General features: G+C 56.6%; 26 protein-coding genes. 2 read left to right on the forward strand and 24 right to left on the reverse strand.

Features of this window, described 5'->3' with window-relative positions:
• Positions 1-245 precede the first annotated feature (245 nt).
• Positions 246-1,319 (forward strand): LacI family DNA-binding transcriptional regulator, encoded by a 1,074-nt coding sequence (locus tag DDA898_RS13375; RefSeq protein ID WP_038912575.1) that lies wholly within the window; start codon positions 246-248, stop codon positions 1,317-1,319.
• Between the two features lie 77 nt (positions 1,320-1,396).
• Here the strand turns inward: DDA898_RS13375 and DDA898_RS13380 are convergent, their stop codons facing one another.
• From DDA898_RS13380 to yceD, 23 genes are all read right to left on the reverse strand, one after another.
• On the reverse strand, positions 1,397-1,936 hold the full coding sequence (locus DDA898_RS13380; RefSeq protein ID WP_013318419.1) for a glycine zipper 2TM domain-containing protein: 540 nt from the start codon (positions 1,934-1,936) through the stop codon (positions 1,397-1,399).
• Between the two features lie 362 nt (positions 1,937-2,298).
• Entirely contained in the window at positions 2,299-3,606 is a 1,308-nt protein-coding gene (locus DDA898_RS13385) for an NAD(P)/FAD-dependent oxidoreductase (RefSeq protein ID WP_038901509.1), read from the reverse strand.
• Between the two features lie 367 nt (positions 3,607-3,973).
• Positions 3,974-4,516 (reverse strand): alpha/beta hydrolase YcfP, encoded by a 543-nt coding sequence (ycfP, locus tag DDA898_RS13390; protein ID WP_013318421.1) that lies wholly within the window; start codon positions 4,514-4,516, stop codon positions 3,974-3,976.
• A gap of 35 nt (positions 4,517-4,551) precedes the next feature.
• Positions 4,552-5,577, reverse strand: coding sequence for a beta-N-acetylhexosaminidase (gene nagZ / locus DDA898_RS13395; RefSeq protein WP_038912576.1), 1,026 nt, complete (start codon positions 5,575-5,577; stop codon positions 4,552-4,554).
• A gap of 113 nt (positions 5,578-5,690) precedes the next feature.
• Positions 5,691-6,554: a phosphotransferase gene (locus DDA898_RS13400; RefSeq protein WP_038911451.1), complete on the reverse strand. Its 864-nt coding sequence runs from the start codon at positions 6,552-6,554 to the stop codon at positions 5,691-5,693.
• A complete protein-coding gene (lpoB, locus tag DDA898_RS13405) occupies positions 6,532-7,122 on the reverse strand; it encodes a penicillin-binding protein activator LpoB (RefSeq protein ID WP_038911452.1) in 591 nt (196 codons plus the stop codon). The genes DDA898_RS13400 and lpoB overlap by 23 nt, the downstream gene beginning before the upstream one ends.
• A gap of 21 nt (positions 7,123-7,143) precedes the next feature.
• Positions 7,144-7,527 carry a YcfL family putative periplasmic lipoprotein gene (locus DDA898_RS13410; protein ID WP_033112344.1) on the reverse strand — a complete coding sequence of 128 codons (384 nt, stop codon included), beginning with the start codon at positions 7,525-7,527 and terminating at the stop codon, positions 7,144-7,146.
• Positions 7,528-7,534: 7 nt separating this feature from the next.
• A complete protein-coding gene (gene hinT, locus DDA898_RS13415) occupies positions 7,535-7,885 on the reverse strand; it encodes a purine nucleoside phosphoramidase (protein WP_013318426.1) in 351 nt (116 codons plus the stop codon).
• A gap of 238 nt (positions 7,886-8,123) precedes the next feature.
• Positions 8,124-9,185 carry a malate/lactate/ureidoglycolate dehydrogenase gene (locus DDA898_RS13420; protein WP_038911453.1) on the reverse strand — a complete coding sequence of 354 codons (1,062 nt, stop codon included), beginning with the start codon at positions 9,183-9,185 and terminating at the stop codon, positions 8,124-8,126.
• A gap of 282 nt (positions 9,186-9,467) precedes the next feature.
• Positions 9,468-10,901 carry a PTS glucose transporter subunit IIBC gene (gene ptsG, locus DDA898_RS13425; protein WP_013318428.1) on the reverse strand — a complete coding sequence of 478 codons (1,434 nt, stop codon included), beginning with the start codon at positions 10,899-10,901 and terminating at the stop codon, positions 9,468-9,470.
• A gap of 317 nt (positions 10,902-11,218) precedes the next feature.
• Positions 11,219-12,013, reverse strand: coding sequence for a metal-dependent hydrolase (locus tag DDA898_RS13430; protein ID WP_038911454.1), 795 nt, complete (start codon positions 12,011-12,013; stop codon positions 11,219-11,221).
• Between the two features lie 19 nt (positions 12,014-12,032).
• On the reverse strand, positions 12,033-13,043 hold the full coding sequence (holB, locus tag DDA898_RS13435) for a DNA polymerase III subunit delta' (RefSeq protein WP_038911455.1): 1,011 nt from the start codon (positions 13,041-13,043) through the stop codon (positions 12,033-12,035).
• A 7-nt stretch (positions 13,044-13,050) separates the two neighbouring features.
• Entirely contained in the window at positions 13,051-13,695 is a 645-nt protein-coding gene (gene tmk / locus DDA898_RS13440) for a dTMP kinase (RefSeq protein WP_038911456.1), read from the reverse strand.
• A complete protein-coding gene (gene mltG / locus DDA898_RS23245; protein WP_038911457.1) occupies positions 13,685-14,716 on the reverse strand; it encodes an endolytic transglycosylase MltG in 1,032 nt (343 codons plus the stop codon). The genes tmk and mltG overlap by 11 nt, the downstream gene beginning before the upstream one ends.
• A gap of 6 nt (positions 14,717-14,722) precedes the next feature.
• Positions 14,723-15,526, reverse strand: a complete 804-nt coding sequence (gene pabC / locus DDA898_RS23250) for an aminodeoxychorismate lyase (protein ID WP_038901517.1) — start codon at positions 15,524-15,526, stop codon at positions 14,723-14,725.
• 156 nt (positions 15,527-15,682) lie between these two features.
• A complete protein-coding gene (gene fabF / locus DDA898_RS13455) occupies positions 15,683-16,921 on the reverse strand; it encodes a beta-ketoacyl-ACP synthase II (protein WP_038901518.1) in 1,239 nt (412 codons plus the stop codon).
• A gap of 84 nt (positions 16,922-17,005) precedes the next feature.
• Positions 17,006-17,242: an acyl carrier protein gene (acpP, locus tag DDA898_RS13460; RefSeq protein ID WP_012765204.1), complete on the reverse strand. Its 237-nt coding sequence runs from the start codon at positions 17,240-17,242 to the stop codon at positions 17,006-17,008.
• Between the two features lie 154 nt (positions 17,243-17,396).
• Positions 17,397-18,131 carry a 3-oxoacyl-ACP reductase FabG gene (gene fabG / locus DDA898_RS13465; protein ID WP_013318435.1) on the reverse strand — a complete coding sequence of 245 codons (735 nt, stop codon included), beginning with the start codon at positions 18,129-18,131 and terminating at the stop codon, positions 17,397-17,399.
• 13 nt (positions 18,132-18,144) lie between these two features.
• Positions 18,145-19,074 (reverse strand): ACP S-malonyltransferase, encoded by a 930-nt coding sequence (fabD, locus tag DDA898_RS13470; RefSeq protein WP_038911458.1) that lies wholly within the window; start codon positions 19,072-19,074, stop codon positions 18,145-18,147.
• A gap of 19 nt (positions 19,075-19,093) precedes the next feature.
• Entirely contained in the window at positions 19,094-20,044 is a 951-nt protein-coding gene (locus tag DDA898_RS13475; protein ID WP_038911459.1) for a beta-ketoacyl-ACP synthase III, read from the reverse strand.
• A 6-nt stretch (positions 20,045-20,050) separates the two neighbouring features.
• On the reverse strand, positions 20,051-21,097 hold the full coding sequence (gene plsX / locus DDA898_RS13480) for a phosphate acyltransferase PlsX (RefSeq protein ID WP_038911460.1): 1,047 nt from the start codon (positions 21,095-21,097) through the stop codon (positions 20,051-20,053).
• Between the two features lie 26 nt (positions 21,098-21,123).
• A complete protein-coding gene (rpmF, locus tag DDA898_RS13485; protein WP_012769343.1) occupies positions 21,124-21,294 on the reverse strand; it encodes a 50S ribosomal protein L32 in 171 nt (56 codons plus the stop codon).
• Between the two features lie 16 nt (positions 21,295-21,310).
• On the reverse strand, positions 21,311-21,832 hold the full coding sequence (yceD, locus tag DDA898_RS13490; RefSeq protein ID WP_013318439.1) for a 23S rRNA accumulation protein YceD: 522 nt from the start codon (positions 21,830-21,832) through the stop codon (positions 21,311-21,313).
• Between the two features lie 160 nt (positions 21,833-21,992).
• Between yceD and DDA898_RS13495 the strand changes: the two genes are divergently transcribed.
• Positions 21,993-22,577, forward strand: coding sequence for a Maf family protein (locus DDA898_RS13495; protein ID WP_038912578.1), 585 nt, complete (start codon positions 21,993-21,995; stop codon positions 22,575-22,577).
• Between the two features lie 66 nt (positions 22,578-22,643).
• Here DDA898_RS13495 and rluC read toward each other — a convergent pair whose 3' ends face one another.
• Positions 22,644-23,600, reverse strand: coding sequence for a 23S rRNA pseudouridine(955/2504/2580) synthase RluC (gene rluC, locus DDA898_RS13500; RefSeq protein ID WP_013318441.1), 957 nt, complete (start codon positions 23,598-23,600; stop codon positions 22,644-22,646).
• Positions 23,601-23,667 lie beyond the last annotated feature (67 nt).

Here is a 23,667-nt window from a genome sequence, read left to right on the forward strand (position 1 = left end):
GTTCTAATAATCGGATTTTTATAAGTATTTTTATGTCGTGACGGCGTATTTCTCGGCGTGACGACGCCTGAAGAACCACGACCGATTCAGCGTAGAAAAATTAAAAAGCCGGAGATACTCACTTTTTTGCAACTATTTTCATGATAGCGTCGAAACTGATTCTTTCTGGTCATTCATACGCCGGCAGCCGCCTTTTTTCTGGTGATGAAAATTTTTTCATGGTTCAAATTGAACGGGATCACAAAATGAAAAAAAACCTCAAAATTCGTGAAATCGCCACGCAAACCGGCTTCTCCGTCAGCACCGTTTCCCGGGTACTGGCGGGCAAATCCAATACCAGCGATGCGGCCCGGACGCGAATTCTGACCTCCGCCCGGCAATACGGTGTGATGGATCATCTGGCCACCGGCCGTTTGCTGCTAAACAGCCTGACGGTGTTCGCGCCGGAGCGCGCCTTTAATAGCCGGGCGGATATTTTCTACCATAAGGTACTGGAAGGTATTCTCGACTCGCTGGACTCGCACGATGTCCGCCTGCGCTACTGCGGGCTGGCGGAAAACGACAGCGATGCGGCGCTGTTTCTGGAAAAAATGTCGTTGCCGGAAACCGAAGGCGCCATTCTGATCGGCATTGATGACCCTTATATCCACGCGCTGGCGGCCGAATTGAACAAACCCTGCGTGCTGGTCAACTGTCTCGATCACAAAATGAAATTGTCCGGCGTGTCGCCGGCACACCAGCTTATCGGCGAATTTGCCGCCAACTATTTGATCGACCAGGGGCACCGTCAGATCCTGACCCTGCTATGTCTGCGGCGCTACACCATGGAGTGGCGACTGGCGGGCATCCGCGATGCCTATCAACAACACAATCTGCCTTTTATCGACGACATCCACCTGCTGACGCCCCGCGGCTTTGGCAGTGCGGAAACGGAGCAGGCCGTCACTGATTTTCTGGCCGCCTGCCCACGGGAACAATACCCTACCGCCATACTGGCGGGCGGCGACTTTATGGCGGTGGGCGCCGTCAATGCGCTGCATAAAGCGAAGCTGCGCGTACCGCAGGATATTTCGGTGATGAGCATGGATGGCGCTAATCTGGCGGCGGTGCACGATATTCCGCTGACATCCGTGCTGATCCCGCGTGAAGAGCTGGGACGGGAAGCGGTCAGGTTGTTACAGCTTCAGCTGATGCAGCCGGGACGGGGCGCCGGCAATATTCTGCTTAACGGCACGCTGGCGGTGAGAGATTCGGTCAAACGTATTCGGCCCAGCCAGCGCCACTCGCCGGTGCAGGATACCGATTTATATGATGCCTGAGTCAGGCGGGCGGGTGTCAACAAGACATCAGGCCCGCGGTCAGCAACATGACGACGCGGGCCTGACTGTCCACCGCATTAGCTGGACTGATTGATAATCAGCTGGCCGTTGCGATCGAGCGGGATACGGGTGCCGGGATCGCGGTCCATCCGGACTTTTCCTTCCTGATCGCCGATTTTATAGGTGACATCATAACCCAGCACTTTCTGCGACTTGTCATACACCGTCTGGCAACGCTGCTGCGTGGAGGTGGTGGTATCTCCGTCCTGCATTTTTCCCTGCACCTGATTGCCGGCGTAACCGCCGGCCAGCGCACCGGCTACCGTCGCCACATCACGACCACGGCCGTTGCCGAACTGGTGCCCCAGCACCCCGCCGGCTACTGCACCCAGCAGCGACCCGGCAATGCGGTTTTCATCCTGAACCGGCTGACGGTGCGTCACGGTGACATTACGGCATTCCTGACGCGGCGTTTTCACGGTTTCTTTGATAGGTGTTGCAATCAGCACCTGTGCAAACTGCGGCCTGGACGCAAACACATCCAGACTGGCGACGGCTGCTACGCCCAGAGCTGCAGCCATACCAATACCTACACCCGCTAACATTGACTTGTTCACAGGAAACCTCCTGAATAAATAACCACGCATCTTCCATCTCGCCCTGTATTAAGCGCTCTTACGGCTCATGACGGGCTGATGGCTTACCCGAAAGCCCCACCTTCCGGGGCGCGGCGTGCGCGCTACGCCGCCTGACGTGATGAAGTCTGCCTAATCCACCTGGTACTCTCAATCGGATTTCTACCCCAAAAAGGTTGCACAGATAACAAAACTGTCACATTTGGGAATTTTCTTACCTTTAGTTGCCGTTAGTACAATATTTTATTCTGTGATGTAAGCGATATAGCAGGGATATAGCGGGGAATAACAGGTTGCCCGCCGAATAGCGGGCAACCGAGGCGCCAGACCGGAACAATCCGGCCTTAATGCAGTTTGAGACGCGGGCGGATCACCCGGTTGATACTGCCGACCAGCATCATCAGGCCGGTTTTGATGTAGCCATGCAGCGCAATCTGATGCATGCGATACAGCGAAATGTAAACGAAGCGGGCAATCCGTCCTTCCACCATCACCGAGCCACGCATCAGGTTGCCCATCAGGCTGCCGACGGTACTGAATTTGGACAATGACACCAGTGACCCGTGGTCTTTGTAGACGTAAGGCTTGAGCGGCTGATTATTCATCAGCGCAAGGATGTTAGCGTAACAACGTGACGCCATTTGATGCGCGGCCTGCGCGCGTGGCGGCACAAAGCCGCCGCCCGGCTGTGGGCAGGACGCACAGTCGCCGATGGCGAAAATGGCCGGATCGCGCGTGGTTTGCAGCGTCGGCTCCACCACCAGTTGGTTGATCCGATTGGTTTCCAGACCGGCAATGTCCTTCATTGCGTCGGCCGCCTTGATACCCGCAGCCCACACCATCAGGTCGGCGTCGATAAACTCGCCGTCCTTGGTGTTCAGGCCGTTTTGCTGAGCGCTGGTCACCATGGTTTTGGTCAGCACCCGGACACCGAGCTTGGTCAGTTCATGGTGCGCCGCACCAGAAATACGCGGCGGCAGCGCCGGCAGAATACGCTCGCCCGCCTCCACCAGCGTGACGTTGAGCGCCTGATTGCTGAGACTGTCAAAGCCGTAGCTGTGCAGCTGTTTCACCGCGTTGTGCAGTTCGGCGGACAATTCCACCCCGGTGGCGCCCCCTCCGACAATCGCGATATTGACCTTCTCTTTTTCCCCCTGAGAGGCAGAGAATTTGAGGAACAGGTTCAGCATTTCGTTATGGAAACGACGGGCTTGTTTCGGGTTGTCCAGGAAAATGCAGTGATCTTTAACGCCCGGCGTACCGAAGTCGTTAGACGTGCTGCCCAGCGCCACCACCAGAATGTCGTACGGCAGTGAACGGGCCGCTACCAGCAGTTCCCCCTGCTCGCCGCGGATTTCGGCCAGTTGAACGGAGCGTTGTTCGCGGTCGATGTCGGTTAACATGCCCAACTGGAAATTGAAGTGATGATTGCGGGCATGCGCCAGATAGCTCAGCGCATCCATGTCGTCATCCAGCGAGCCGGTCGCCACTTCATGCAACAGTGGTTTCCACAGGTGGCTGTGGTTGCGATCCACCAGTGTTATTTCCGCCTTCTTCTTACGGCCCAGCTTACGCCCCAGACTGGTTGCCAGCTCCAGCCCTCCGGCGCCACCGCCGACAATCACGATTTTCTTGATTGGCAATGATGTCAAAATGACCCCCTGAAAATTTGTGAACCAATAGTTAATAAAGGGTAAAAAATAATATCCTTATATTACATATGGTTATGAGAATAGAAATTGGATATATGCGATGAGAATAGCATGTAAGGTCATTTGGTCATACCAAAATTGATTTATATCAATTTATTTTAGTTACAGATCGTCAGTGCTGAGAATTAGACGTTGAAATCCAAGAAGTTAGTGTCGCTGGTCAGTAGAGGAGAAGCGGCTGTCTCTCCCACCAGGCGCGGGACGACAACCTCAAAACAGTATAGACCTTATAAATAATTCGAGTCGCAGGACAACACGCTGGCGTGTTGTCCTGCGACGTGGAGTATGACGGGTTATAGAGGCAACATCACCCCAGAGATTTGAAAGCCTTGATGCGTTGCAGATGTGAAGAAATATCGCGGAATTTATGACCTTCGCTCTCGTTCCAGATGATTTCGTAGTATTCCCCCAGCAAACAGGCGCTGCGCTGGTTATTCAGCATTTCATCGTGGCGTGACAGCACTACCATACAGCGATCGCGGTTTTTCTCGCGGAAATTCTCTACGCACTTGGTGGCGATATCGGCGTACTCTTCCGGGCGATCGATTTTGCCTTCCATATTTTCCTGCGGGAACAGGTTGGGATTGAACATCACCTGGCGGATATCACACAGGAAACCAATGCGTTCAGCCCAGAATCCACCCAGCCCGACGCCGCAAATCAGCGGGCGGCTATCCGCGTTCAATTGCAGCATCTTGTCCACTTCCCTGAGCAGATGCTGCATGTCATGACGCGGATGAAGGGTGCTATAGCTCACCAGCCGGACATCCGGGTCGATGAACTGCAGTTGCAGCACTTTCTCATGATTACCCGGACTGCTTGAATCAAAACCGTGCAAATAAATGATCATCGGTGCCTTCCCTCCAGCCTCATGTAGCGGGTGATTTAACCGGCGGCTTTGTGTGCCTGCCAGCGCTCACTCAGTGCCGTCAACTGCGACGTCGCCTGTTTCCAGCGCGATGAATTCAGCAGTTCCCGACGTGTGATCAATCCCCGATGATAGAGCGTCTCCAGCCCCGGAACTTTGACCGGAGACAGGTTATCCAACACGCTAATCGCGCCCTGCCGCTGATTACAGACCAGAATCATGTCGCATCCGGCATCCAGCGCCGCCTGCGCGCGCTCGGCATAGCCGCCCATCACCGCCGCGCCTTCCATCGACAGGTCATCCGAGAAGATGATGCCGCCGAACCCCAGCTCCTGACGCAGCACCTGTTTGAGCCAGTAAGGCGACCCGCTGGCCGGACGGGGATCGGCATCGGTATAAATCACGTGTGCCGGCATCACCGCATCCAACTGCTGACGGGCGATCAGTTCCCGAAAAACCCGCATATCCCGCTGCTGAATGTGTGCCAGCGGCCGCTCGTCCCGCGGCGTTTCTTTATGGGAATCCGCCGTTACCGCACCGTGTCCGGGGAAATGCTTGCCCGTTGCCTTCATGCCTGCGGCACGCATACCGGCAATAAAACGCTCCGCCACCGCCAGCAAGGTGTCCGGGTCGTCATGGAAAGAGCGATCGCCAATCGCCGCGCTCTGGTGCCCAACATCCAGCACCGGCGCGAAGCTGATATCGATATCCATAGCGATCATCTCCGCCGCCATCACCCAGCCCGCGTCTTCCGCCAGCCGTTGCGCCTGCGGCAACGGGTTCAGCGCGGCAAACGACTGCGCGGCCGGCAGCGCGGTAAAACCGTCGCGAAACCGCTGCACGCGGCCGCCTTCCTGATCGACCGATACCACCAGCCGCTCGCGAGAAGCGCGACGCATCTGACGCACCAGTTCCGCCAGTTGGTCGGCGTCATGAAAGTTACGGCTAAACAGGATCACGCCGCCCACCAGCGGGTGCGCCAGCACTTCGCGATCTTCCGCGTCCAGCTCATAGCCGGCCACATCTAACATTAACGGCCCCACAAACACCTCTTCTGTATGATTACCCATCGACATGATGAGCAAATCGACATGATGGTCAAATCGGCCTGATGAAATCGGCATGATAGCCAAACGCCCGCTCCGGCGGTAAAGGCTCAACCGCGCCACCCCGCTACCCGCCGTAACGCGTCAGCCGTCTGTCGGTAATACGTCTCACCGCTCTGCCGCCAGCGGACTTCGAACCACATCAGCACCAGATAATCCACCCAATATTGCCAGCGCGCCGCCTGCCGCCGCAATGACGCCGGGCGCAGGTGACGCCAGTGCCGGCAATACGCCTGTAAAAAATCCTGCTGACGCGCGTCATCCAGCTCGCAGGCCCGGAACAACAACGCCAGCTCCAGCCCGATATCGCCGTCCGCGGCGTACTCCCAGTCAATCAATCGCCAGCCGACCTCGGTACACAGCAGATTACCGGGATGCACATCCAGATGCAGCGGCGCGATCAGCAACGGCGTCGGCAACGGCTTATCCACCACTTGCTGATAGGCGCGCCTCAGACGCGGCGAGCGCCGGGCAGGGTCCATATGCTGCCAGTGCTGCGTCATCAGGCGTTTCAACGGCAGCGGATAGCCGTAGCGCGGCTGATGATGCAGACGCGCCAACATCGCCGCCAGTTGTCCTTCCGCCAGCGACTGCGCAAACTGGCGCGCATCGGCCGGCTCGCCCGCCAACCACTCCACCAGCAACCAGCCGTCGTGCCAGCACACCGGATGCGGTGCCAGCGACTGCCCAGCCAGTTGTCGCAACACATGAAACTCGCGCTGTCGGGAAGTGCCGAGCTGGCGCCCCTGCGGCGTTTCGCCGCGCGCCAGCCACAGCCCGGCCGGAGAATGAATGCGCCAGCTCTGGTGACTCAGGCCGCTGACCGGCTGTAAATAAAAACCGGCGGTCGCTACCGCCGGCAGAGCTTGTTGCAACAGCGCGTTCAGCGCCTCACTGTTGGCGGACCGTACCATTGCCGGACCAGACAATCTCGCCGGTCTGCACCAGCATCAGTTGCATCGACAGTTCGGGCGACTTAACGTCGCCGCTGGCGTCGGCATATAACACGTATTGCGCGCCGACATAACGGGCCAGCCCCACCGCTTTACTGCGCGATTCAAGGCTGTCTTCCTCCGATAACCCCAGCGACTGCCGGGCCACGCCCAGTTGTTCGCGCGACACCATCGTAAACTGGCCGGAAGAGGCCAGCGCGTTATACAGCGCCGTGGTCGCCTGAGCGGTCTGCAACGAACCGTTGGTGTTATTTTTAAGCTTGTTCAGCAGCAGAATGCTGCCTCTGGCGATGCCGTCGGTTTTCACCATCTGCCCCACCAGCGGCGTAACCGCCGCCGACCAGTCCAGCACCGGCACCTGAATCTTCGGCGGCGTCGGCAATGGCTGACTTTCTGACGGCGGCAACTGCGGTTTCGACGGTGTGGGGACGGCGGGTTCGATGGTGGCCGGCTGTTCCGTTTGCGGCACGCGGCTGGTACAGCCTACAATCACCAGCGCCATCAGCACGATGCCAAGATATTTTTTCATGTCTGTCCTCTTAATCACGCCTCAGAGAAAAAGATAAAGCCGTACCTGACTGGCTGCCGGGTTGGCGTGCGTGGCCACAAGTGAGATATCCGTATGGGCAGGAATCACCGCCGTCTGGCTGACATCCAGCGGCGGCACATCCAACCCCTGTTGATCATACCAGTAAAAACGGTAGTGCAGCGTTACCGGCCGTTCCGACGCATTGCTGATACGGGCCGACGCCTGCTGACCTGCGTCGCCACGTGACAACGACGGACGAGAAGCGCTAATGCCGGCCGCCATCACCGAGGCGTCCAGCACCAGCGTCTGTTTGGAGTTAATGGGCAGACTGGCCGTTTTGCTGCATCCGACAAGCGACATGCTCAGCAGCAGAGCGGCCAATGCACCTGATGAAAATGCGCGCATGACCGCATCAACCGGCCAGCAACGGCCCCAGCGGGCGACCACCCAGCAGATGCATATGGATGTGATACACCTCCTGACCGCCGTGACGATTGCAGTTGATGATCAAACGGTAGCCGTCATCCGCAATCCCTTCCTGACGGGCAATGCTGCCCGCGACGGTGATCATGCGGCCGAGCGCCGCTTCATGCTCCGGCGCGGTGTCGTTCACGGTGGGAATCAGCACATTCGGCACAATCAGAATGTGGGTGGGAGTACGTGGCGCGATGTCGCGAAAGGCAGTGACCAATTCATCCTGATACACGATATCGGCGGGGATTTCCCGACGAATGATTTTACTGAAAATGGTTTCTTCAGCCATAACACAGTTCCTTTAAAAACGAGCGCTGTTCAACGATGCGGCCTGCAGTATGAGTGATATACCCGTCATACTTCAAGTTGCAGGTGCGTTGGCTGCCCTCACTCACCCCAGTCACTTACTTATGTAAGCTCCTGAGGATTCACTCGGTTGCCGCCTTCCTGTAACTTGAATTATTTAGGGTATAAATCCAATACTTTTCAACTCTCTTTGTCGATGCTCGCCACGCGTTGCACCGACGTTACGCCGTAAAAAATACCGCCGGCATGCCCAGAGAACACCCGGCGTCGGTAATTTTCCACCACTCGCCGTCGGAAATGGTGATGCCTTCAGCCTGACGCTGCCGGCGGACCTGGCGTTCCGGTTCGCCGGCAATCAGAATCGGTACCGCCGGATCCGGCGAGCGCGACGCGCGGACATACGCCAACATGGCATCGTACTCCTGTTTCAGCCACGCCATCCCCACCAGTTTAGCCGGGTCAATCACAATGGTGGTCATGTTGTTAACGATGGCGCCTTCGCGCGGATTGCCCGGATGGATGGTGCCGCCGCCGGACAAAATACCCGCCAGCAGTTCCGCCGCCAGAATCAGGCCGCCGCCCTTGTGACGTGCGATCGGCAACAACGCGCCGGTCGACTCGCCTTCCCACATCACTCGCGGATCGGCGCTCGGGCGCCCGTCGCTGTCCAGCATCACCGGCTCATCAAAACTTTTCCCCGCCAGCCAGGCCACGCGCGTTTTACCCAGCGCCACAATGCTGGTGGCGAAGTCCAGAATAAAATCGGGATTGTCGTCACTGCCCGGAAAAGCAATACAGATCGGGTTGGTGCCGAAACGCGCTTCGCTGCCGCCGAACGGCGCCACCAGCGGCGCGATATCGCTGACGTTAACGAAATGAATCGAAATCAGACCGGCCTGCGCCGCCATTTCGCCATAGGTGCCAATGCGGCCCAGATGGCAGGTCGACGCCAGCGTCATCAGGCAGATGCCGGTGGTTTTCACCCGCTCGATCGCCGCCAGCATCGCTTCGCGCCCGGTGCGTTGCCCGAACCCGCGATCGCCGGAGAACTGCAACACCGCGCCGCCATCCTGCAGCAAACGAGCCGGCGTATTGGGATGCATGATGCCCTGCGCGATGAAGCTGACGTACTCCGGCAGCATGCCGACCCCGTGGCTGTCATGCCCTTTAAGATTCGCGCCGACCAGATGAAGCGCCACGCACTCGGCTTCGTCGTGGTCACACCCGGTGTTACGCAACAGTTCATAGGCTATCTGCGTTAAACGCTCAGCTGAAATCCGCATACTGTTCCCTCTGAAAGAATGATGTTGTGGTACGCCGCTGATGGACGATGTTGTTATGGGCAGAGCGGCGTTGGTTATCTACTGTCGTGACTGACGACGGGCGTATCACGCACGGCAGTGTCAGTTATCCTACTGCCGAACTTCCTGTGAGGGGAAACGATTCTGCCCTGCCGGGGGGCAGTCTCTGGATATAAAAAGCAGGATATAAAAAACAGGATGTAAAAAAGGGGCCGTAGCCCCTTTTCGTCAACTCCCCGTAATCCGTCAGTGGTTACGGATATTTCAGTGATTACGAATGTAATCGTCCATATCGGTTTTCAGGTTGTCGGACTTGGTGCCGAAGATCGCCTGCACGCCGGAACCGGCTACCACCACGCCCGCCGCGCCCAGTTTCTTCAGCTCGGCCTGGTCAACTTTGGACACATCACCCACGCTAACGCGCAGACGGGTGATACAGGCATCCAGGTTGGTGATGTTTTCTTTGCCGCCGAACGCGGAAACCAGCGACGCCGCCATTTCAGAGTTGCCCTGAGCGGACTGCTCGGACGAGGACTCTTCACGACCCGGGGTTTTCAGATCCAGTTTGGCGATCAGCACGCGGAACACGGTGTAGTACACCGCGGCATAGCACAGGCCGACGATCGGGAACAGCCACAGTTTGCTGCCGTTGCCGCTCAGTACGATGAAGTCGATCAGACCGTGCGAAAAGCTGGTACCGTCACGCATGCCGAGCAGAATACAAATCGGGAACGCCAGACCGGCCAGCACCGCGTGGATGACATACAGAATCGGCGCAACGAAAATGAAGGAGAACTCGATAGGTTCGGTAATACCGGTCAGGAACGCGGTCAGCGCAGCGGAAATCATGATGCCGCCAACTTTGGCGCGGTTTTCCGGTTTAGCCGAATGCCAGATGGCAAGCGCGGCGGCCGGCAGGCCATACATTTTGAACAGGAAACCGCCAGACAGTTTACCAGCGGTCGGGTCGCCCGCCATATAACGAGGAATATCGCCATGGAATACTTGGCCCGCGGCGTTGGTGAACTCGCCTACCTGCATCTGGAACGGTACGTTCCAGATATGGTGCAGACCAAACGGCACCAGACTACGCTCAACGATGCCGTAGATACCGAACGCCAGTACTGGGTTCTGGTAAGCGGCCCATTGAGAGAATGTCTGAATCGCGCTGCCCACCGGCGGCCAAATGAACGACAACGCCACACCGACGATGATGGCGGTCAGGCCGGAGATGATCGGCACAAAACGCTTACCGGCAAAGAAGCCCAGGTATTCCGGCAAACGAATGCGGTAAAAGCGGTTGAACATGTAGGCGGCAATCGCACCGGCGATAATCCCCCCCAGCACGCCGGTGTCGGCCATGTGGTTAGCGGCGATATCCGCCGGCGACATATGCAGCACCAGCGGCGCCACCACCGCCATGGTTTTCACCATGATGCCGTAAGCAACCACCGCAGCCAGCGCGGACACGCCGTCATTATTGGTGAAGCCCAGCGCCACGCCGATAGCGAAAATCAGCGGCATGTTGGCAAACACCGAATCGCCCGCCTGCGCCATCACGCTGGAAACAACCGCCGGCAGCCAGCTAAAGTTGGCCGACCCGACGCCCAGCAGAATACCGGCGATAGGCAGCACGGACACTGGCAGCATCAGCGATTTACCTACTTTCTGTAGGTTTGCAAATGCATTCTTGAACATAATAGAGAGTGCTCCTGAGTAATAGTGCTTCTACTTCTGACAGTTCGCCTGAAGGTGGGGAGGTCATCCTTCATGCGGTCGGGATGTGATATGCATCCTCATTAATTTTTACGCAGAGTAAAATAAATGTTGCATCAAATGTTTGATAGCAGTCACGTTTCAACTCATGGGAAACCCACGTTACTATCAGAAGTCTTATGGTTTGTGATCTAACGCTAAAAATTAACCCCGCCATCGTACAGCGCAAGCTGCAAATGACAGGGATTATTAGCGATTAATTACGAAGCCAAAAAAAACTCGCGTATTCTCAACCAGTATCAGGCCACGGTCAACCGTGCTGCATCAATGTGGAATAGCCGAGCAAAATTTTCGGTGGTGGTGGATGCCAGTTGTTCGAGACTGACATTTTTGAGTACAGCCAGATATTCAGCCACATCGCGCACGTAGGCGGGCTGATTTTCCTTACCGCGGTAGGGAACCGGCGCCAGCCACGGGGAGTCGGTTTCAATCAGCAGCCGGTCCAGCGGCACGTAGCGGGCAACCTCTCGCAACGCATCCGCATTACGGAAAGTCACGATCCCGGAAAAGGAAATATAGAACCCCAAATCCAGCAGTTTCTCCGCCGTTTCCCGATCTTCGGTAAAACAGTGCAGCACACCGCCGCATTCGTCCGCTTTTTCTTCGCGCAGGATGGCAAGCGTATCTTCGCGGGCGGAACGGGTATGCACAATCACCGGCTTATTCAGCGCCCGACCCACGCGAATGTGCTCGCGAAACGATGCCTGCTGCTGCGGGATGGTGTCTTGCTGATAATAGTAATCCAGCCCGGTTTCCCCCAGCGCGACAACCGACGGTAACGCCGCCAGCGTGCGCAGCTCGGCGAAATCGTACGGCTCTTCCTGACTGAGCGGGTGTACGCCGCAGGAAAACGCCACATTGTCGCGCTCGCCGATCAACTCGGTCATGGCGCGGAATCCCGGCAAGGTGGTCGCCACCGCCAGAAAAAAGCCTACCTCGCGCTCACGGGCCTTGTTCAGCACGTCAGACACGTCTTTGTGCAGCGACTGATAATCCAAACCATCAAGATGGCAGTGGGAATCAACTAAGAACATAATCAGGGGTATCCGGTATTCAGGAAAAAGACGACGACACCGGCAGCGTCGGAGATGACAACAAGCTCTCCCACGCCAGCAACAGTTCCGTCAATAACAATTCGCGGTTAACGCCCGTCACCGACAGCAACTGGTGACGACAGTGCAGCCAGCGCCGTAAGCCATGATGCAGACGAGCCTCGCCAGGCTGTGACGCCAATTGCGCCACCAGCGCCGCCTGATCCTGGTTGGTCCGCCGATCGGCGGCCTGATGGCGCCATTTCAGGGCATCCAGAAACAGCGTGCTCACCCAGTGGATGCGGCGATCGGCGTCCTCATGATTGAGCACGGGCAACAACGCCAGCGCATCACCGGACTGCAGGCTCTGCGCCAACTGCTGGCAAACGGCCTGACGCGCCTTCCAACTATCCGGCTGCAGCAGTGCTTCAGCGGCCAGCGGCGCTCCCGCCGCCAGTCGCAACGCAGTCTGCAGCGCCAGATCATCATCGTGTCCACGCCCGCGCAGCCATTGCATCCCTTGCGACTCAGCCGGCACATCCAGGTGCAAATGCAGGCAGCGACTGCGCATCGTCGCCAGCAACCGCCCCGGGTCACGGCATCCCAGCAGAAAATAGGTTTGCGCCGGCGGTTCCTCCAGCGTTTTCAGCAACGCATTGGCCGCCGCCTCGGTCAGGCTTTCCGCCTGCGGTAGCCAAACCACTTTCGCACCGCCCTGCCGCGAACGCTGGTACACCGGCTCCAGCACATCGCGCACCGCGTCAACCCCCAGGCTGTGCTTACCTTTTTCCGGGCTAAGGGTATGCCAGTCCGGATGCGTGCCGGCGCTCATCAGTTCACAGGAGTGGCAGCGGCCACAGCTCTTTGCGCCGTCCGGCTGCCGGCACAGCAACCAACGGCTGAATGCATACGCCAGCGAGGCGTCGCCCATGCCGTCGATAGCGTGCAGCAACAGCGCATGATGGCCGCGCTCCGCCTGATGCGACGCCAACAACTGGCGGTAAGGCGCATTCAGCCAGGGATACCACTCCATCAATCGTTCACTCCCCTCGCCCGCTCAGTTGCCGCAACCAGTCAGACAAGACCTGACGAATGTCGGCGTTGACCTGCGCCAGCTCGCGGGACGCATCAATCGTCATGATAGAGGCGTCGGCCGCCGCCAGTTGCTGATAGCGGGCGCGGGTACGTTCGAAAAACGCCAGCGACTCCAGCTCGATGCGATCCAGCGCGCCGCGCTGGCGGGCACGTATAAGCCCCAACTCAGGCGGGATATCCAGATACAGCGTCAAATCAGGACGAAAATCGCCCAGCACGGTATCCCGCAGCGACGTCATCAACTGCTCATCGATACCCCGGCCGCCACCCTGATAGGCCTGAGAAGAGAGATCGTGCCGATCGCCCACCACCCAGGCGCCACGGGCCAGCGCAGGACGAATCACGTTCTCCACCAGTTGTACCCGTGCCGCATATAGCATCAGCAGTTCGGCCTTATCCGTCAGCTTTTCATCCGCCACGCCCTGCTTGATCAACTCACGCAGTTTTTCCGCCAGCGGCGTACCGCCGGGTTCACGGGTAAACACGATGTCATCAATGCCGAAGGTTCGCAGCGTTTCCACCACCACCGCATGAGCGCTGGTTTTACCCGCGCCTTCCAGGCCTTCAATTACGATAAATTTACTGTTCATTCTTTTCCTTTCCGGCGGCGGCCTGCGCGGAACGATACGCCTGTACGGCGCGGTTATGATCGTTCAGATTGGTGGTAAATTTGTGTCCACCCTTGCCGTCGGCCACAAAATAGAGATAGCCGGATTTAGCCGGATGCGCGGCGGCGTCGAGGGATGCCTTGCCCGGCATGGCAATCGGCGTAGGCGGCAACCCGCTGATGACGTAGGTATTGTACGGCGTAGGCGCTTCCAGCGCACTGCGGGTAATGACGCCGTTATAGCTGTCCCCCATGCCGTAGATCACCGTCGGATCGGTCTGCAACCGCATACCGATGCGCAGACGATTGATAAATACCGAAGCCACCAGCGGCCGCTCTTCATTAATCGCGGTTTCTTTTTCAATCAGCGACGCCATCACCAGCAGTTCGTCCGGGGTTTTATAGGGTAACCCGTCATCCCGCCCCTGCCAGACGTCATTGAGCATTTTCGTCATCCGCTGGTGTGCACGCTGCAGGATAGACTTGTCGCTCATGCCCGCCGTGTGCAGATACGTATCCGGATAAAACCAGCCCTCAGGGTTGGGCTTGTCTTTCAACCCCATCGCCTCGGCGATTTCCTGCGGTGTTTTATCATCCAGCGTATGCTTGAGATAAGGTGCCGACTTCAGCGTTTCCTGCCAGTCTTTCAGGCGCGAACCTTCCACAAACCGCAGCGAAAACTGCGCTTCTTTGCCGCTGGCCAGCAACGCCAGCATGTCGCGCACCGTCATCGCAGGCATCAGCCGGTAGGTCCCCGCCTTAAACGCCGCCAGTTCCGGCTCCAGATGCAGCAGCCAGGGGAACCAACCGCTGGCGCCAATAATCTGTTGTTCTACCAGCAGCTCTTTTAGACCTTCACGATTGGTGCCGGCAGGGAGAGTAAAAATGGTTTCCTGTTTGATAGCCAGCGGTGAATCGGCAAAGTGCTGTATCTGTTTCCACAGCCCCCAGACGACCATCGCCAGCAGAACAATAATCCCAAGACCCCGTTTTATTCTCTTCATAACACATCATGACTCACAGTTAGGGCTCAGAAAGTCGTACAACTCTCGTGAGCGATAACACCAGATATGCGCCTGGTTCACGGGTATCACCGGCATCAATGCATTGCACACCAGCACTTCGTCCGCGTCCGCCAGCGTTTCCAGCGGTTCGGTCACCACATGCAGTTCATACGCAGATGCCGACAACAGCGCCATAATATGCCGCCGCGCGACGCCGTCAACGCCGGCAAGCGAAACATCCGGCGTGAAAACCCGCTTTCCCTTGCGCCAGAATAAATTAGCCGCACAGCATTCCACCAGCGCCCCGGAAGTGTCAAGCACCAGCGCCTCATCAGCGCCGGACTGTTCAAGATGCATGCGGATGAACACCTGTTCCAGCCGGTTAAGATGTTTTATCCCCGCTAGCCAGGCGCTCTGCGCCAGCGAAACCGGGCTAAGCGCCAGCCGGATGCCGTCCTGACGCCAGTGGACGTAATGTTGCGGGTACGCCGCCTGCATCACAATGCGTACTGGTTTGTCGCATCCTGCCGGGCTGTAGCCGCGGCCGCCGTTGCCCCGACTGATGATGGCTTTCACCACGCCGTCAACCCGGCCCTCGGCGGCTTGCTGCATCTCATCGCTCAGTTGCTGCCAGCCTGGGTCGGGCAACAACAGTTTTTCCGCCGCCTGCTGCAGCCGCCGAATATGTCGATCCAGCCACACAATACGGCCGTTCACAACCCTGGCCGTGGTGAAACAGCCGTCGCCAAACTGTATGCTGCGATCCGATACCGGCAGGTATTGCTCCGCTTTTCCGTCAATCCACCACATATTCGTCTCCTCAGCCAGAGGGGGTAAGCCTGTCAGTCGTCCGGACACCCGGCAAGCGGCACTATCCGATTTTCAGTCATCCGATTTTTAGTCATCCGATTTTCAGTCAGGCAAAAAAAAGCCCGGCATAACCGGGCTCTTCATTAAAACATCACATCAGACTTTGCGGAACACCAAGGAACCGTTGGTGCCGCCGAAACCAAAGGAGTTACACAACGTGTATTCCATATTGGTCACCTGACGCGCCTCGTGCGCCACGAAATCCAGATCGCAGCCTTCATCCGGGTTATCCAGGTTAATGGTCGGCGGAACGGCCTTATCGCGCAACGCCTGAATACAGAAGATCGACTCCACCGCGCCCGCCGCACCCAACAGGTGGCCGATCATCGATTTGGTCGAACTAACCAGTACGCGGGTATCCGCACCGAAAACCGACTTCACCGCCTGCGCCTCGGCTTTATCACCCGCCGCTGTGGACGTACCGTGCGCATTGATATAGCCCACCTGTTCAGTGGTAATACCGGCATCACGCAAGGCATTTTCCATCGCCAGCGCCGCGCCGGCGCCGTTTTCCGGCGGAGACGTCATGTGGTAGGCGTCGCTGCTCATACCAAAACCGACGATTTCAGCGTAGATTTTCGCTCCGCGCTTTTTGGCATGCTCATACTCTTCCAGCACCAGAATACCGGCACCGTCGCCCAGCACGAAGCCATCGCGATCTTTGTCCCACGGACGGCTTGCCGCCTGCGGGTTATCGTTGCGGGTCGACAAGGCGCGCGCCGCGCCGAATCCGCCAACACCCAGCGGCGTACTGGCTTTTTCCGCCCCGCCGGCCAACATAACATCGGCATCGTTATACGCGATAATGCGCGCAGCGTGGCCGATGTTATGCACACCAGAAGTACATGCGGTGGCAATGGAAATAGTCGGTCCACGCAGGCCGAACATGATGCTCAGATGCCCGGCAACCATGTTGACAATGGTAGACGGCACAAAGAACGGACTGATTTTACGCGGGCCGCCATGCACCAGCGCGCCATGGTTTTCCTCGATCAGCCCCAGACCACCAATACCCGACCCGATAGCGGCTCCGATACGACTCGCATTGGCTTCCGTCACTTCAAGGCCGGAATCCTGCATGGCCTGAATGCCGGCTACAACTCCGTATTGAATAAAGGCATCCATCTTGCGCGCTTCTTTGCGCGGGATGAAATCTTCACTGTTAAAGTCCTTTACTAAGCCAGCAAAACGCGTTGCATAGGCACTAGTATCGAAATGATCAATCAGGCTGATGCCACTCTGACCGGCAAGCAGAGCATTCCAGGTTGACGCTACTGTATTGCCGACAGGAGATAACATGCCCAGACCAGTCACAACTACTCGACGCTTAGACACGCTGATCCTCCAGGGAGGGAATAAAAAATGATACAGAGGTAGAATAAAACTTAGGCGGTCGAGCGACCGCCTAGATATGTTCGATTACTGCTGATTAGCCTGAATAAAATCGATGGCTGCCTGAACAGTCGTGATTTTCTCAGCTTCTTCGTCTGGGATCTCGGTATCGAATTCTTCTTCCAATGCCATTACCAGTTCAACAGTGTCAAGAGAATCAGCGCCCAGGTCATCAACGAAAGAGGCATTGTTCACGACTTCTTCCGGCTTAACGCCCAGCTGTTCAACGATGATTTTCTTAACGCGTTCTTCGATAGTGCTCATACTCTTAAATTTCCTATCAAAACTCGCTTTCGCGATGGTTTTCGTAGTGTATAAAATGTTGAAAAAGATGCAACAAAATCAAGACTGGTCGAACCAAGATTTTGTGCTTTTTGCAGTTTTCGCTGCAAATTAACGCAAATTACGGTGTTGCTTATCAGATCATATACATGCCACCATTGACATGCAATGTTTCGCCAGTAATGTAACCCGCCTCGTCAGAGGCTAAAAACGCTACAGCACTGGCGATTTCTTTCGCATCACCCAGACGGTTGGCAGGAACATTCGCCAAAATGCCCACACGCTGTTCTTCTGTCAATGCCCGCGTCATGTCGGTTTCGATAAAGCCCGGCGCCACCACGTTAACGGTGATGCCGCGAGACGCCACTTCCTGCGCCAGCGACTTGCTAAAACCAACCAGCCCAGCCTTGGCGGCGGCATAGTTGGCCTGACCGGCGTTGCCGCGGGAACCGATGACAGACCCTACGGTGATGATGCGGCCAAAACGCTTTTTCATCATGGCGCGCAACACCGCCTTGGAAAGGCGAAAAACGGAGCTCAGGTTGGTATCCAGCACTTCCTGCCAGGCTTCGTCTTTCATACGCATCATCAGATCATCACGCGTAATACCGGCGTTATTCACCAGAATATCAATATCGCCAAACGCTTCTTTGATGCTGGCTAAAACGCTTTCAATCGAGGCGCTATCCGTAACGTTCAGCGCATAACCTTTGCCTTTTGGTCCCAGCCACTCGCTGATATCCGCCGCCCCTTTGTCACTGGTGGCCGTACCGATTACGGTGGCGCCACGGGCAGCCAGCGTCTCGGCGATCGCACGACCAATACCACGACTCGCCCCCGTCACCAGGGCAATTTTTCCTTCAAAATTCATTATCTTCACCGTTTTACTGTTCAAGCGCTGCCGATAAGGAAGCAGGATCATTAATCGCCGTTGCCGTGAGACTATCGACGATTCGTTTGGTCAGCCCGGTTAACACCTTGCCGGGACCGACTTCCACCAGGGTAACCACCCCCTGAGCGGCCATGTATTCAACGCATTCCGTCCAACGGACCGGGTTATGCAACTGACGCACCAGTGCACTGCGGATAGCTTCCGGCGCGGATTCGGCGCGGACATCCACATTATTGACCACCGGCACGTCCGGCGCATTAAAGGTCATAGCTTCCAGCGCATCCGCCAGCTTACGGGCCGCCGGCTCCATCAGCGCACAATGAGAAGGCACGCTGACCGGCAACGGCAATGCACGTTTCGCACCTGCAGCTTTGCAGGCGGCGCCAGCGCGCTCAACCGCTTCTTTGTTACCGGCGATAACCACCTGTCCCGGCGAGTTGAAGTTGACCGGCGAAACCACCTGGCCTTGCGCCGCTTCGGCACAGGCAGCGGCAATCGCGTCATTATCCAAACCGATGATGGCATACATTGCGCCAGTCCCTTCCGGCACCGCTTCCTGCATCAGTTTACCGCGCAGTTCAACCAGGCTGACCGCCTGCTTGAAATCCAGAACGCCGGCGCACACCAGCGCAGAATATTCGCCCAGGCTATGGCCGGACATCAGCGTCGGCAACGCGCCGCCCTGCTGCCGCCAGACGCGCCAGAGAGCCACAGACGCCGTTAACAGCACCGGTTGGGTCTGCCAGGTCTTGTTCAGTTCTTCCGCCGGCCCCTGCTGGGAAAGCAGCCACAGATCATATCCCAGAACCGAGGAAGCTTCGTCAAACGTTTCTCTAATCAGCGGGAATTTTTCAGCCAGTTCAGCCAGCATACCCACCGACTGAGAGCCCTGACCGGGAAACACCATTGCAAATGTCGTCATAGTAATACGTCCTGATAAATCAAAAACGAATCAGAGCAGAGCCCCAGGTAAAACCGCCGCCAAATGCTTCCAGCAAAATCAACTGCCCGCGCTGAATGCGACCATCGCGGACAGCCTCATCCAGTGCAGAAGGAACGGAAGCGGCAGACGTATTACCGTGACGATCCAGCGTCACCACCACTTTATCCATGCCCATGCCGAGTTTTTTAGCGGTGGCGCTGATAATACGCAGGTTTGCCTGATGAGGGACCAGCCAGTCGAGTTCGCTTTTATTCAGGCCGGACGCATCCAGCGTTTCTTCGACAATATGGGCCAATTCTGTTACAGCGACTTTAAATACTTCGTTACCCGCCATCGTCAAATAAGCAGGCTGCGGTTCTTGCCGATCCGCATAAGGCAACGTCAGAAGGTTGCCATAGCGACCGTCTGCGTGCAGATGCGTGGAAAGGATTCCCGGCTCTTCCGAGCGGCCCAGCAGGACAGCGCCGGCGGCGTCGCCAAAGAGAATCAGGGTCCCACGATCGGCCGGGTCGAGCGTTCTGGACAAGGCATCGGAACCGATGACCAGTGCATAATCCACCGCGCCGCTTTTCACATACTGATCGGCCACGCTCAATGCGTAGGCGAATCCTGCGCAGGCGGCGGCAAGATCAAAAGCGATCGTGTCTTTAATGCCCAGCATCTGCTGGATTTGGCAGGCCGAACTGGGAAAAGCATGGCTGGACGACGTAGTCGCAACGATAAGCAAGCCGACCTGATTATTGTCGAGGCCCGCCATGTCAAGCGCGTTCTGCGCGGCACGGTACCCCATAGAGGCAACGCTTTCATCCGGCGCAGCAATGCGGCGTTCGCGAATACCGGTACGTGTGACGATCCATTCGTCCGACGTATCCACCATTTTTTCTAAATCAGCGTTGGTCCTGATTTGTTCGGGTAAATAGCTTCCCGTTCCGAGAATCTTTGTATACATGTACGCTCAGTCACTCTTGGGTAATACAGCCTGTAGTCGCGACGCAATCCTCTCCGGAAGTTGCCGCTGCACCGTCTGCATCGCCTGTTCAATTGCAACAGCAAACGCATTCTGGTTCGCTGCACCGTGGCTTTTTATGACAGTTCCACGTAATCCTAACAGACATGCGCCGTTATAGTGGTCAGGGTTCAGGTGTCCAAAACGCCTGGCCAGACGCCGTTGCAGCCAGCGCCCTAAAAATTTCAACCACCATGGCTGTGCTTGCCGACTTTCTCCCCTGTCGGACGACCCCTTCAGGAGAGACAGAAACATTCGCACTACACCTTCCATAGTTTTCAATGTGACATTTCCCACAAAGCCGTCACAGACCATCACATCCGTTTTGCCGGTCAGTAATTCGTTGCCTTCCAGATAACCGATATAGTTAATCGAAGGCATGGTTTTCAGTTGCGCTGCCGCACCATGAATACTGGCGAGCCCTTTGCTCTCTTCTTCACCGATGTTCAGCAACGCTACGCGCGGATTCTGCAATCCGAGCACTTCTTCCGCCATGACGGAGCCCATCACGGCGAACTGCACTAACATTGCGCTGTCGCAATCAACATTCGCGCCCAAATCCAGCACCACGCTCTTTCCGTGTTGCTGATGGGGCAGCATTGTCACCAATGCCGGACGATCAATCCCCTCAATGGGTTTGATCAATAATGTCGCCAGCCCCATCAATGCGCCGGTATTGCCTGCGCTAACGCAGGCCTGCGCGCGCCCTTCCCTGATCAACTCCAGGGCGATACGCATAGATGTCCCCCGACTGGCTCGAATAGCCTGGGATGGACGCGCATCGCCAGCGATTACCGATTCAGCCGGCACGATTTCCAAACGGGAAAATAAAGAGGAATCGACTTTAGCGAGTAATGGAGTAAGCGCAGAAGGGTCGCCAACCAGCAGCAGATGGAGGTCTGGATTAGAAGCCAGTGCCTGCAACGCTGCAGGCACTGTAATGCAGGGACCGAAATCCCCGCCCATTGCATCTAACGCCAAGGTTAGGCGCGTCAAAGTGTTTCCTTGCTAAATCGCAGGAATTACTTGGCAACAACCTTGCGACCGCGGTAGTAACCATCCGCAGTGACGTGGTGACGCAGATGCGTTTCGCCGGAAACTTTATCTACGGATACAGCGGAAGTGGTCAGCGCATCGTGAGCACGACGCATACCACGTTTGGAACGGCTAGGTTTATTCTGTTGTACGGCCATGGACCTTACTCCTTAATTACTTACGCTTTAAACTGGCTAATACGGCAAATGGATTTGGCTTTTCCGCCTCGGCGGGTAACTGACCAAACACCATATCCGTTTCGGACACTTCACAGTGTTCAGAATCATGCACCGGCGCAATGGGCAAAGAGAGGATAAGCTCATCTTCAACCATCGCCAGCAAATCAACCTCACCGAACTCATTGACTTCGATAGGTTCATACGCTTCCGGCAAGGCTTCGGCCTGTTCATCACTGATGACCGGGCTAAAACAGAATGTGGCGTGGACCTGATGTTCGAAAGGCTTGCCGCAGCGCTGACACAGCAACGTCACCGTCACATCAGCCTGTCCATCAATCACCGCCAGCCGTTGGCTGTCAATGCTGAACGACAGCGTCGCATTCACATCACTGTCCACACTAACCACTGATTCGGCAACGCGCATCGCCTGTTCAGCCGTATAGACACCAACATAATCTAAACGCTTTTGAGCAGTGCGAACCGCATCAAGGGTTAAGGGTAATTTTACCTTTTGCATAGGGCGCGCATATTAACGTCGTAACGACGGAGAGTCAAAGAAAAAGGTGGCGATGTCAGTGCTTTCACCCAAAATTGCTTTCGCACACCCAAATTCGCTTCCAAAGCGGCAGACAGTTTAAAATGCATTCTCTGATTACGCTATGACCTGGTTTGCATTTATGTCCCAAATTGTCCTTGCTTCCACTTCCCTTTACCGCAAAGCCCTGCTGGAAAAACTGGGCCTGCCGTTTGTGTGTGCGGCGCCCGATATCGATGAGACACCTGACGATGGCGAAAGCGCCAGTGAGTTGGTCAGCCGACTGGCGATCGCTAAAGCGCGTTCGCTGGCCGGGCGATATCCCGACAGCCTTATTATCGGCAGCGATCAGGTCTGTGTGCTAGAGGGCGCTATTACCGGTAAACCCCACACCCGGGAAAACGCTATACGTCAACTGCAGCAGGCCAGCGGACGGCGCATCACTTTTTATACCGGACTGGCGCTACTCAACAGCGCAACCACGCGTCTGCAATGCGTGGTAGAGCCGTTTGATGTATATTTCCGTGCGCTCAGCGTGCGCGAAATCGAACGCTACGTCGATTGTGAACAGCCCTTTGACTGCGCCGGCAGCTTTAAAAGCGAAGGGCTTGGCATTACGCTGTTTGACCGGTTATCCGGCCGGGATCCCAATACGCTGGTCGGTTTACCGCTGATTACGTTGCTGGAATTATTGCGAGAGGAAGGCGTGAATCCATTATTACTGTGATACTGCCGTGATGACAGCAATGTGCGAACCACGTCCCTTCGGGTAGTCTGGGACGTGGGTACAAGCTTATTTCTGGCGCTGCCGCAGAGCCTGCAGGCAATGACGCAAGCCGGCATCAAGCGGCGCTTCAATACGCATCGTCTCACCGGTATGCGGATGCTCAAAACGCAACGCCAGCGCATGCAGGAACAGGCGTTTAAGCCCGGTACCCGCCAACTGGGCGTCGAATTCACGATCGCCGTAACGATCATCGAACGCTATCGGATGCCCGGCATATTGGGTGTGAACGCGAATCTGGTGGGTTCGCCCGGTAATCGGACTGGCGCGCACCAGCGTGGCGCAATCAAACCGTTCTTCTACCTTGAACAGCGTTTCAGACGGCTTTCCTTCACTATTAACCCGGACAATGCGCTCGCCGCTTTGCAGCACATTTTTCAACAGCGGCGCCTGCACCGCTTTACAGTGCGACTGCCACTGGCCACGAACCAGCGCCAGATAATCCTTTTGCATCCCCTTGCCGCGCAGTTGCTCGTGTAACGAACGCAACGCCGAACGCTTTTTAGCCACCAGCAGCACCCCGGAGGTGTCTCGGTCCAGACGATGAACCAGTTCCAGGAAACGCGCTTCGGGACGCAACGCTCGGAGTCCCTCAATCACGCCGAAGCTTAGCCCGCTGCCGCCATGCACCGCCGTGCCCGACGGTTTATTCAGGAGCAACAGATAATCATCTTCATAGAGGATGCAATCAACCAGCGCCGAGACTTTATCCAGGCTGGCGGAAACCGCCGGTTCTTCACGCTCCGACTGACGCACCGGCGGAATACGCACTTCGTCGCCATCCAGCAACTTGTACTCCGGCTTGATGCGTTTTTTATTTACCCGCACCTCGCCTTTGCGCAGGATGCGATAAATCATGCTCTTCGGCACGCCTTTAAGCCGGGTGCGCAAAAAGTTGTCGATTCGCTGACCGGCTTCCTCGGAGGAAACCGTCAGAAATTGTACGGTTGGGTTCTCTGTTTTCATGGAGGCGGATTCTAAATAGCACACACTGATAGCGCCACATCTTTTTCTATGCTTAACTGTCAGTCTG

The organism is Dickeya dadantii NCPPB 898, assembly GCF_000406145.1.
In the GTDB taxonomy this organism is placed as follows: domain Bacteria; phylum Pseudomonadota; class Gammaproteobacteria; order Enterobacterales; family Enterobacteriaceae; genus Dickeya; species Dickeya dadantii.

Bases quoted from the DNA above. Each gene is read 5' to 3' on its own strand.
- DDA898_RS13375 (WP_038912575.1), top strand. From the start codon at position 246: ATGAAAAAAAACCTCAAAATTCGTGAAATCGCCACGCAAACCGGCTTC.
- ycfP (WP_013318421.1), bottom strand. From the start codon at position 4,516: ATGATCATTTATTTGCACGGTTTTGATTCAAGCAGTCCGGGTAATCAT.
- DDA898_RS13400 (WP_038911451.1), bottom strand. From the start codon at position 6,554: ATGGTACGGTCCGCCAACAGTGAGGCGCTGAACGCGCTGTTGCAACAA.
- lpoB (WP_038911452.1), bottom strand. From the start codon at position 7,122: ATGAAAAAATATCTTGGCATCGTGCTGATGGCGCTGGTGATTGTAGGC.
- DDA898_RS13410 (WP_033112344.1), bottom strand. From the start codon at position 7,527: ATGCGCGCATTTTCATCAGGTGCATTGGCCGCTCTGCTGCTGAGCATG.
- hinT (WP_013318426.1), bottom strand. From the start codon at position 7,885: ATGGCTGAAGAAACCATTTTCAGTAAAATCATTCGTCGGGAAATCCCC.
- DDA898_RS13420 (WP_038911453.1), bottom strand. From the start codon at position 9,185: ATGCGGATTTCAGCTGAGCGTTTAACGCAGATAGCCTATGAACTGTTG.
- ptsG (WP_013318428.1), bottom strand. From the start codon at position 10,901: ATGTTCAAGAATGCATTTGCAAACCTACAGAAAGTAGGTAAATCGCTG.
- DDA898_RS13430 (WP_038911454.1), bottom strand. From the start codon at position 12,013: ATGTTCTTAGTTGATTCCCACTGCCATCTTGATGGTTTGGATTATCAG.
- holB (WP_038911455.1), bottom strand. From the start codon at position 13,043: ATGGAGTGGTATCCCTGGCTGAATGCGCCTTACCGCCAGTTGTTGGCG.
- tmk (WP_038911456.1), bottom strand. From the start codon at position 13,695: ATGAACAGTAAATTTATCGTAATTGAAGGCCTGGAAGGCGCGGGTAAA.
- mltG (WP_038911457.1), bottom strand. From the start codon at position 14,716: ATGAAGAGAATAAAACGGGGTCTTGGGATTATTGTTCTGCTGGCGATG.
- pabC (WP_038901517.1), bottom strand. From the start codon at position 15,526: ATGTGGTGGATTGACGGAAAAGCGGAGCAATACCTGCCGGTATCGGAT.
- acpP (WP_012765204.1), bottom strand. From the start codon at position 17,242: ATGAGCACTATCGAAGAACGCGTTAAGAAAATCATCGTTGAACAGCTG.
- fabG (WP_013318435.1), bottom strand. From the start codon at position 18,131: ATGAATTTTGAAGGAAAAATTGCCCTGGTGACGGGGGCGAGTCGTGGT.
- fabD (WP_038911458.1), bottom strand. From the start codon at position 19,074: ATGACGACATTTGCAATGGTGTTTCCCGGTCAGGGCTCTCAGTCGGTG.
- DDA898_RS13475 (WP_038911459.1), bottom strand. From the start codon at position 20,044: ATGTATACAAAGATTCTCGGAACGGGAAGCTATTTACCCGAACAAATC.
- rpmF (WP_012769343.1), bottom strand. From the start codon at position 21,294: ATGGCCGTACAACAGAATAAACCTAGCCGTTCCAAACGTGGTATGCGT.
- yceD (WP_013318439.1), bottom strand. From the start codon at position 21,832: ATGCAAAAGGTAAAATTACCCTTAACCCTTGATGCGGTTCGCACTGCT.
- DDA898_RS13495 (WP_038912578.1), top strand. From the start codon at position 21,993: ATGTCCCAAATTGTCCTTGCTTCCACTTCCCTTTACCGCAAAGCCCTG.
- rluC (WP_013318441.1), bottom strand. From the start codon at position 23,600: ATGAAAACAGAGAACCCAACCGTACAATTTCTGACGGTTTCCTCCGAG.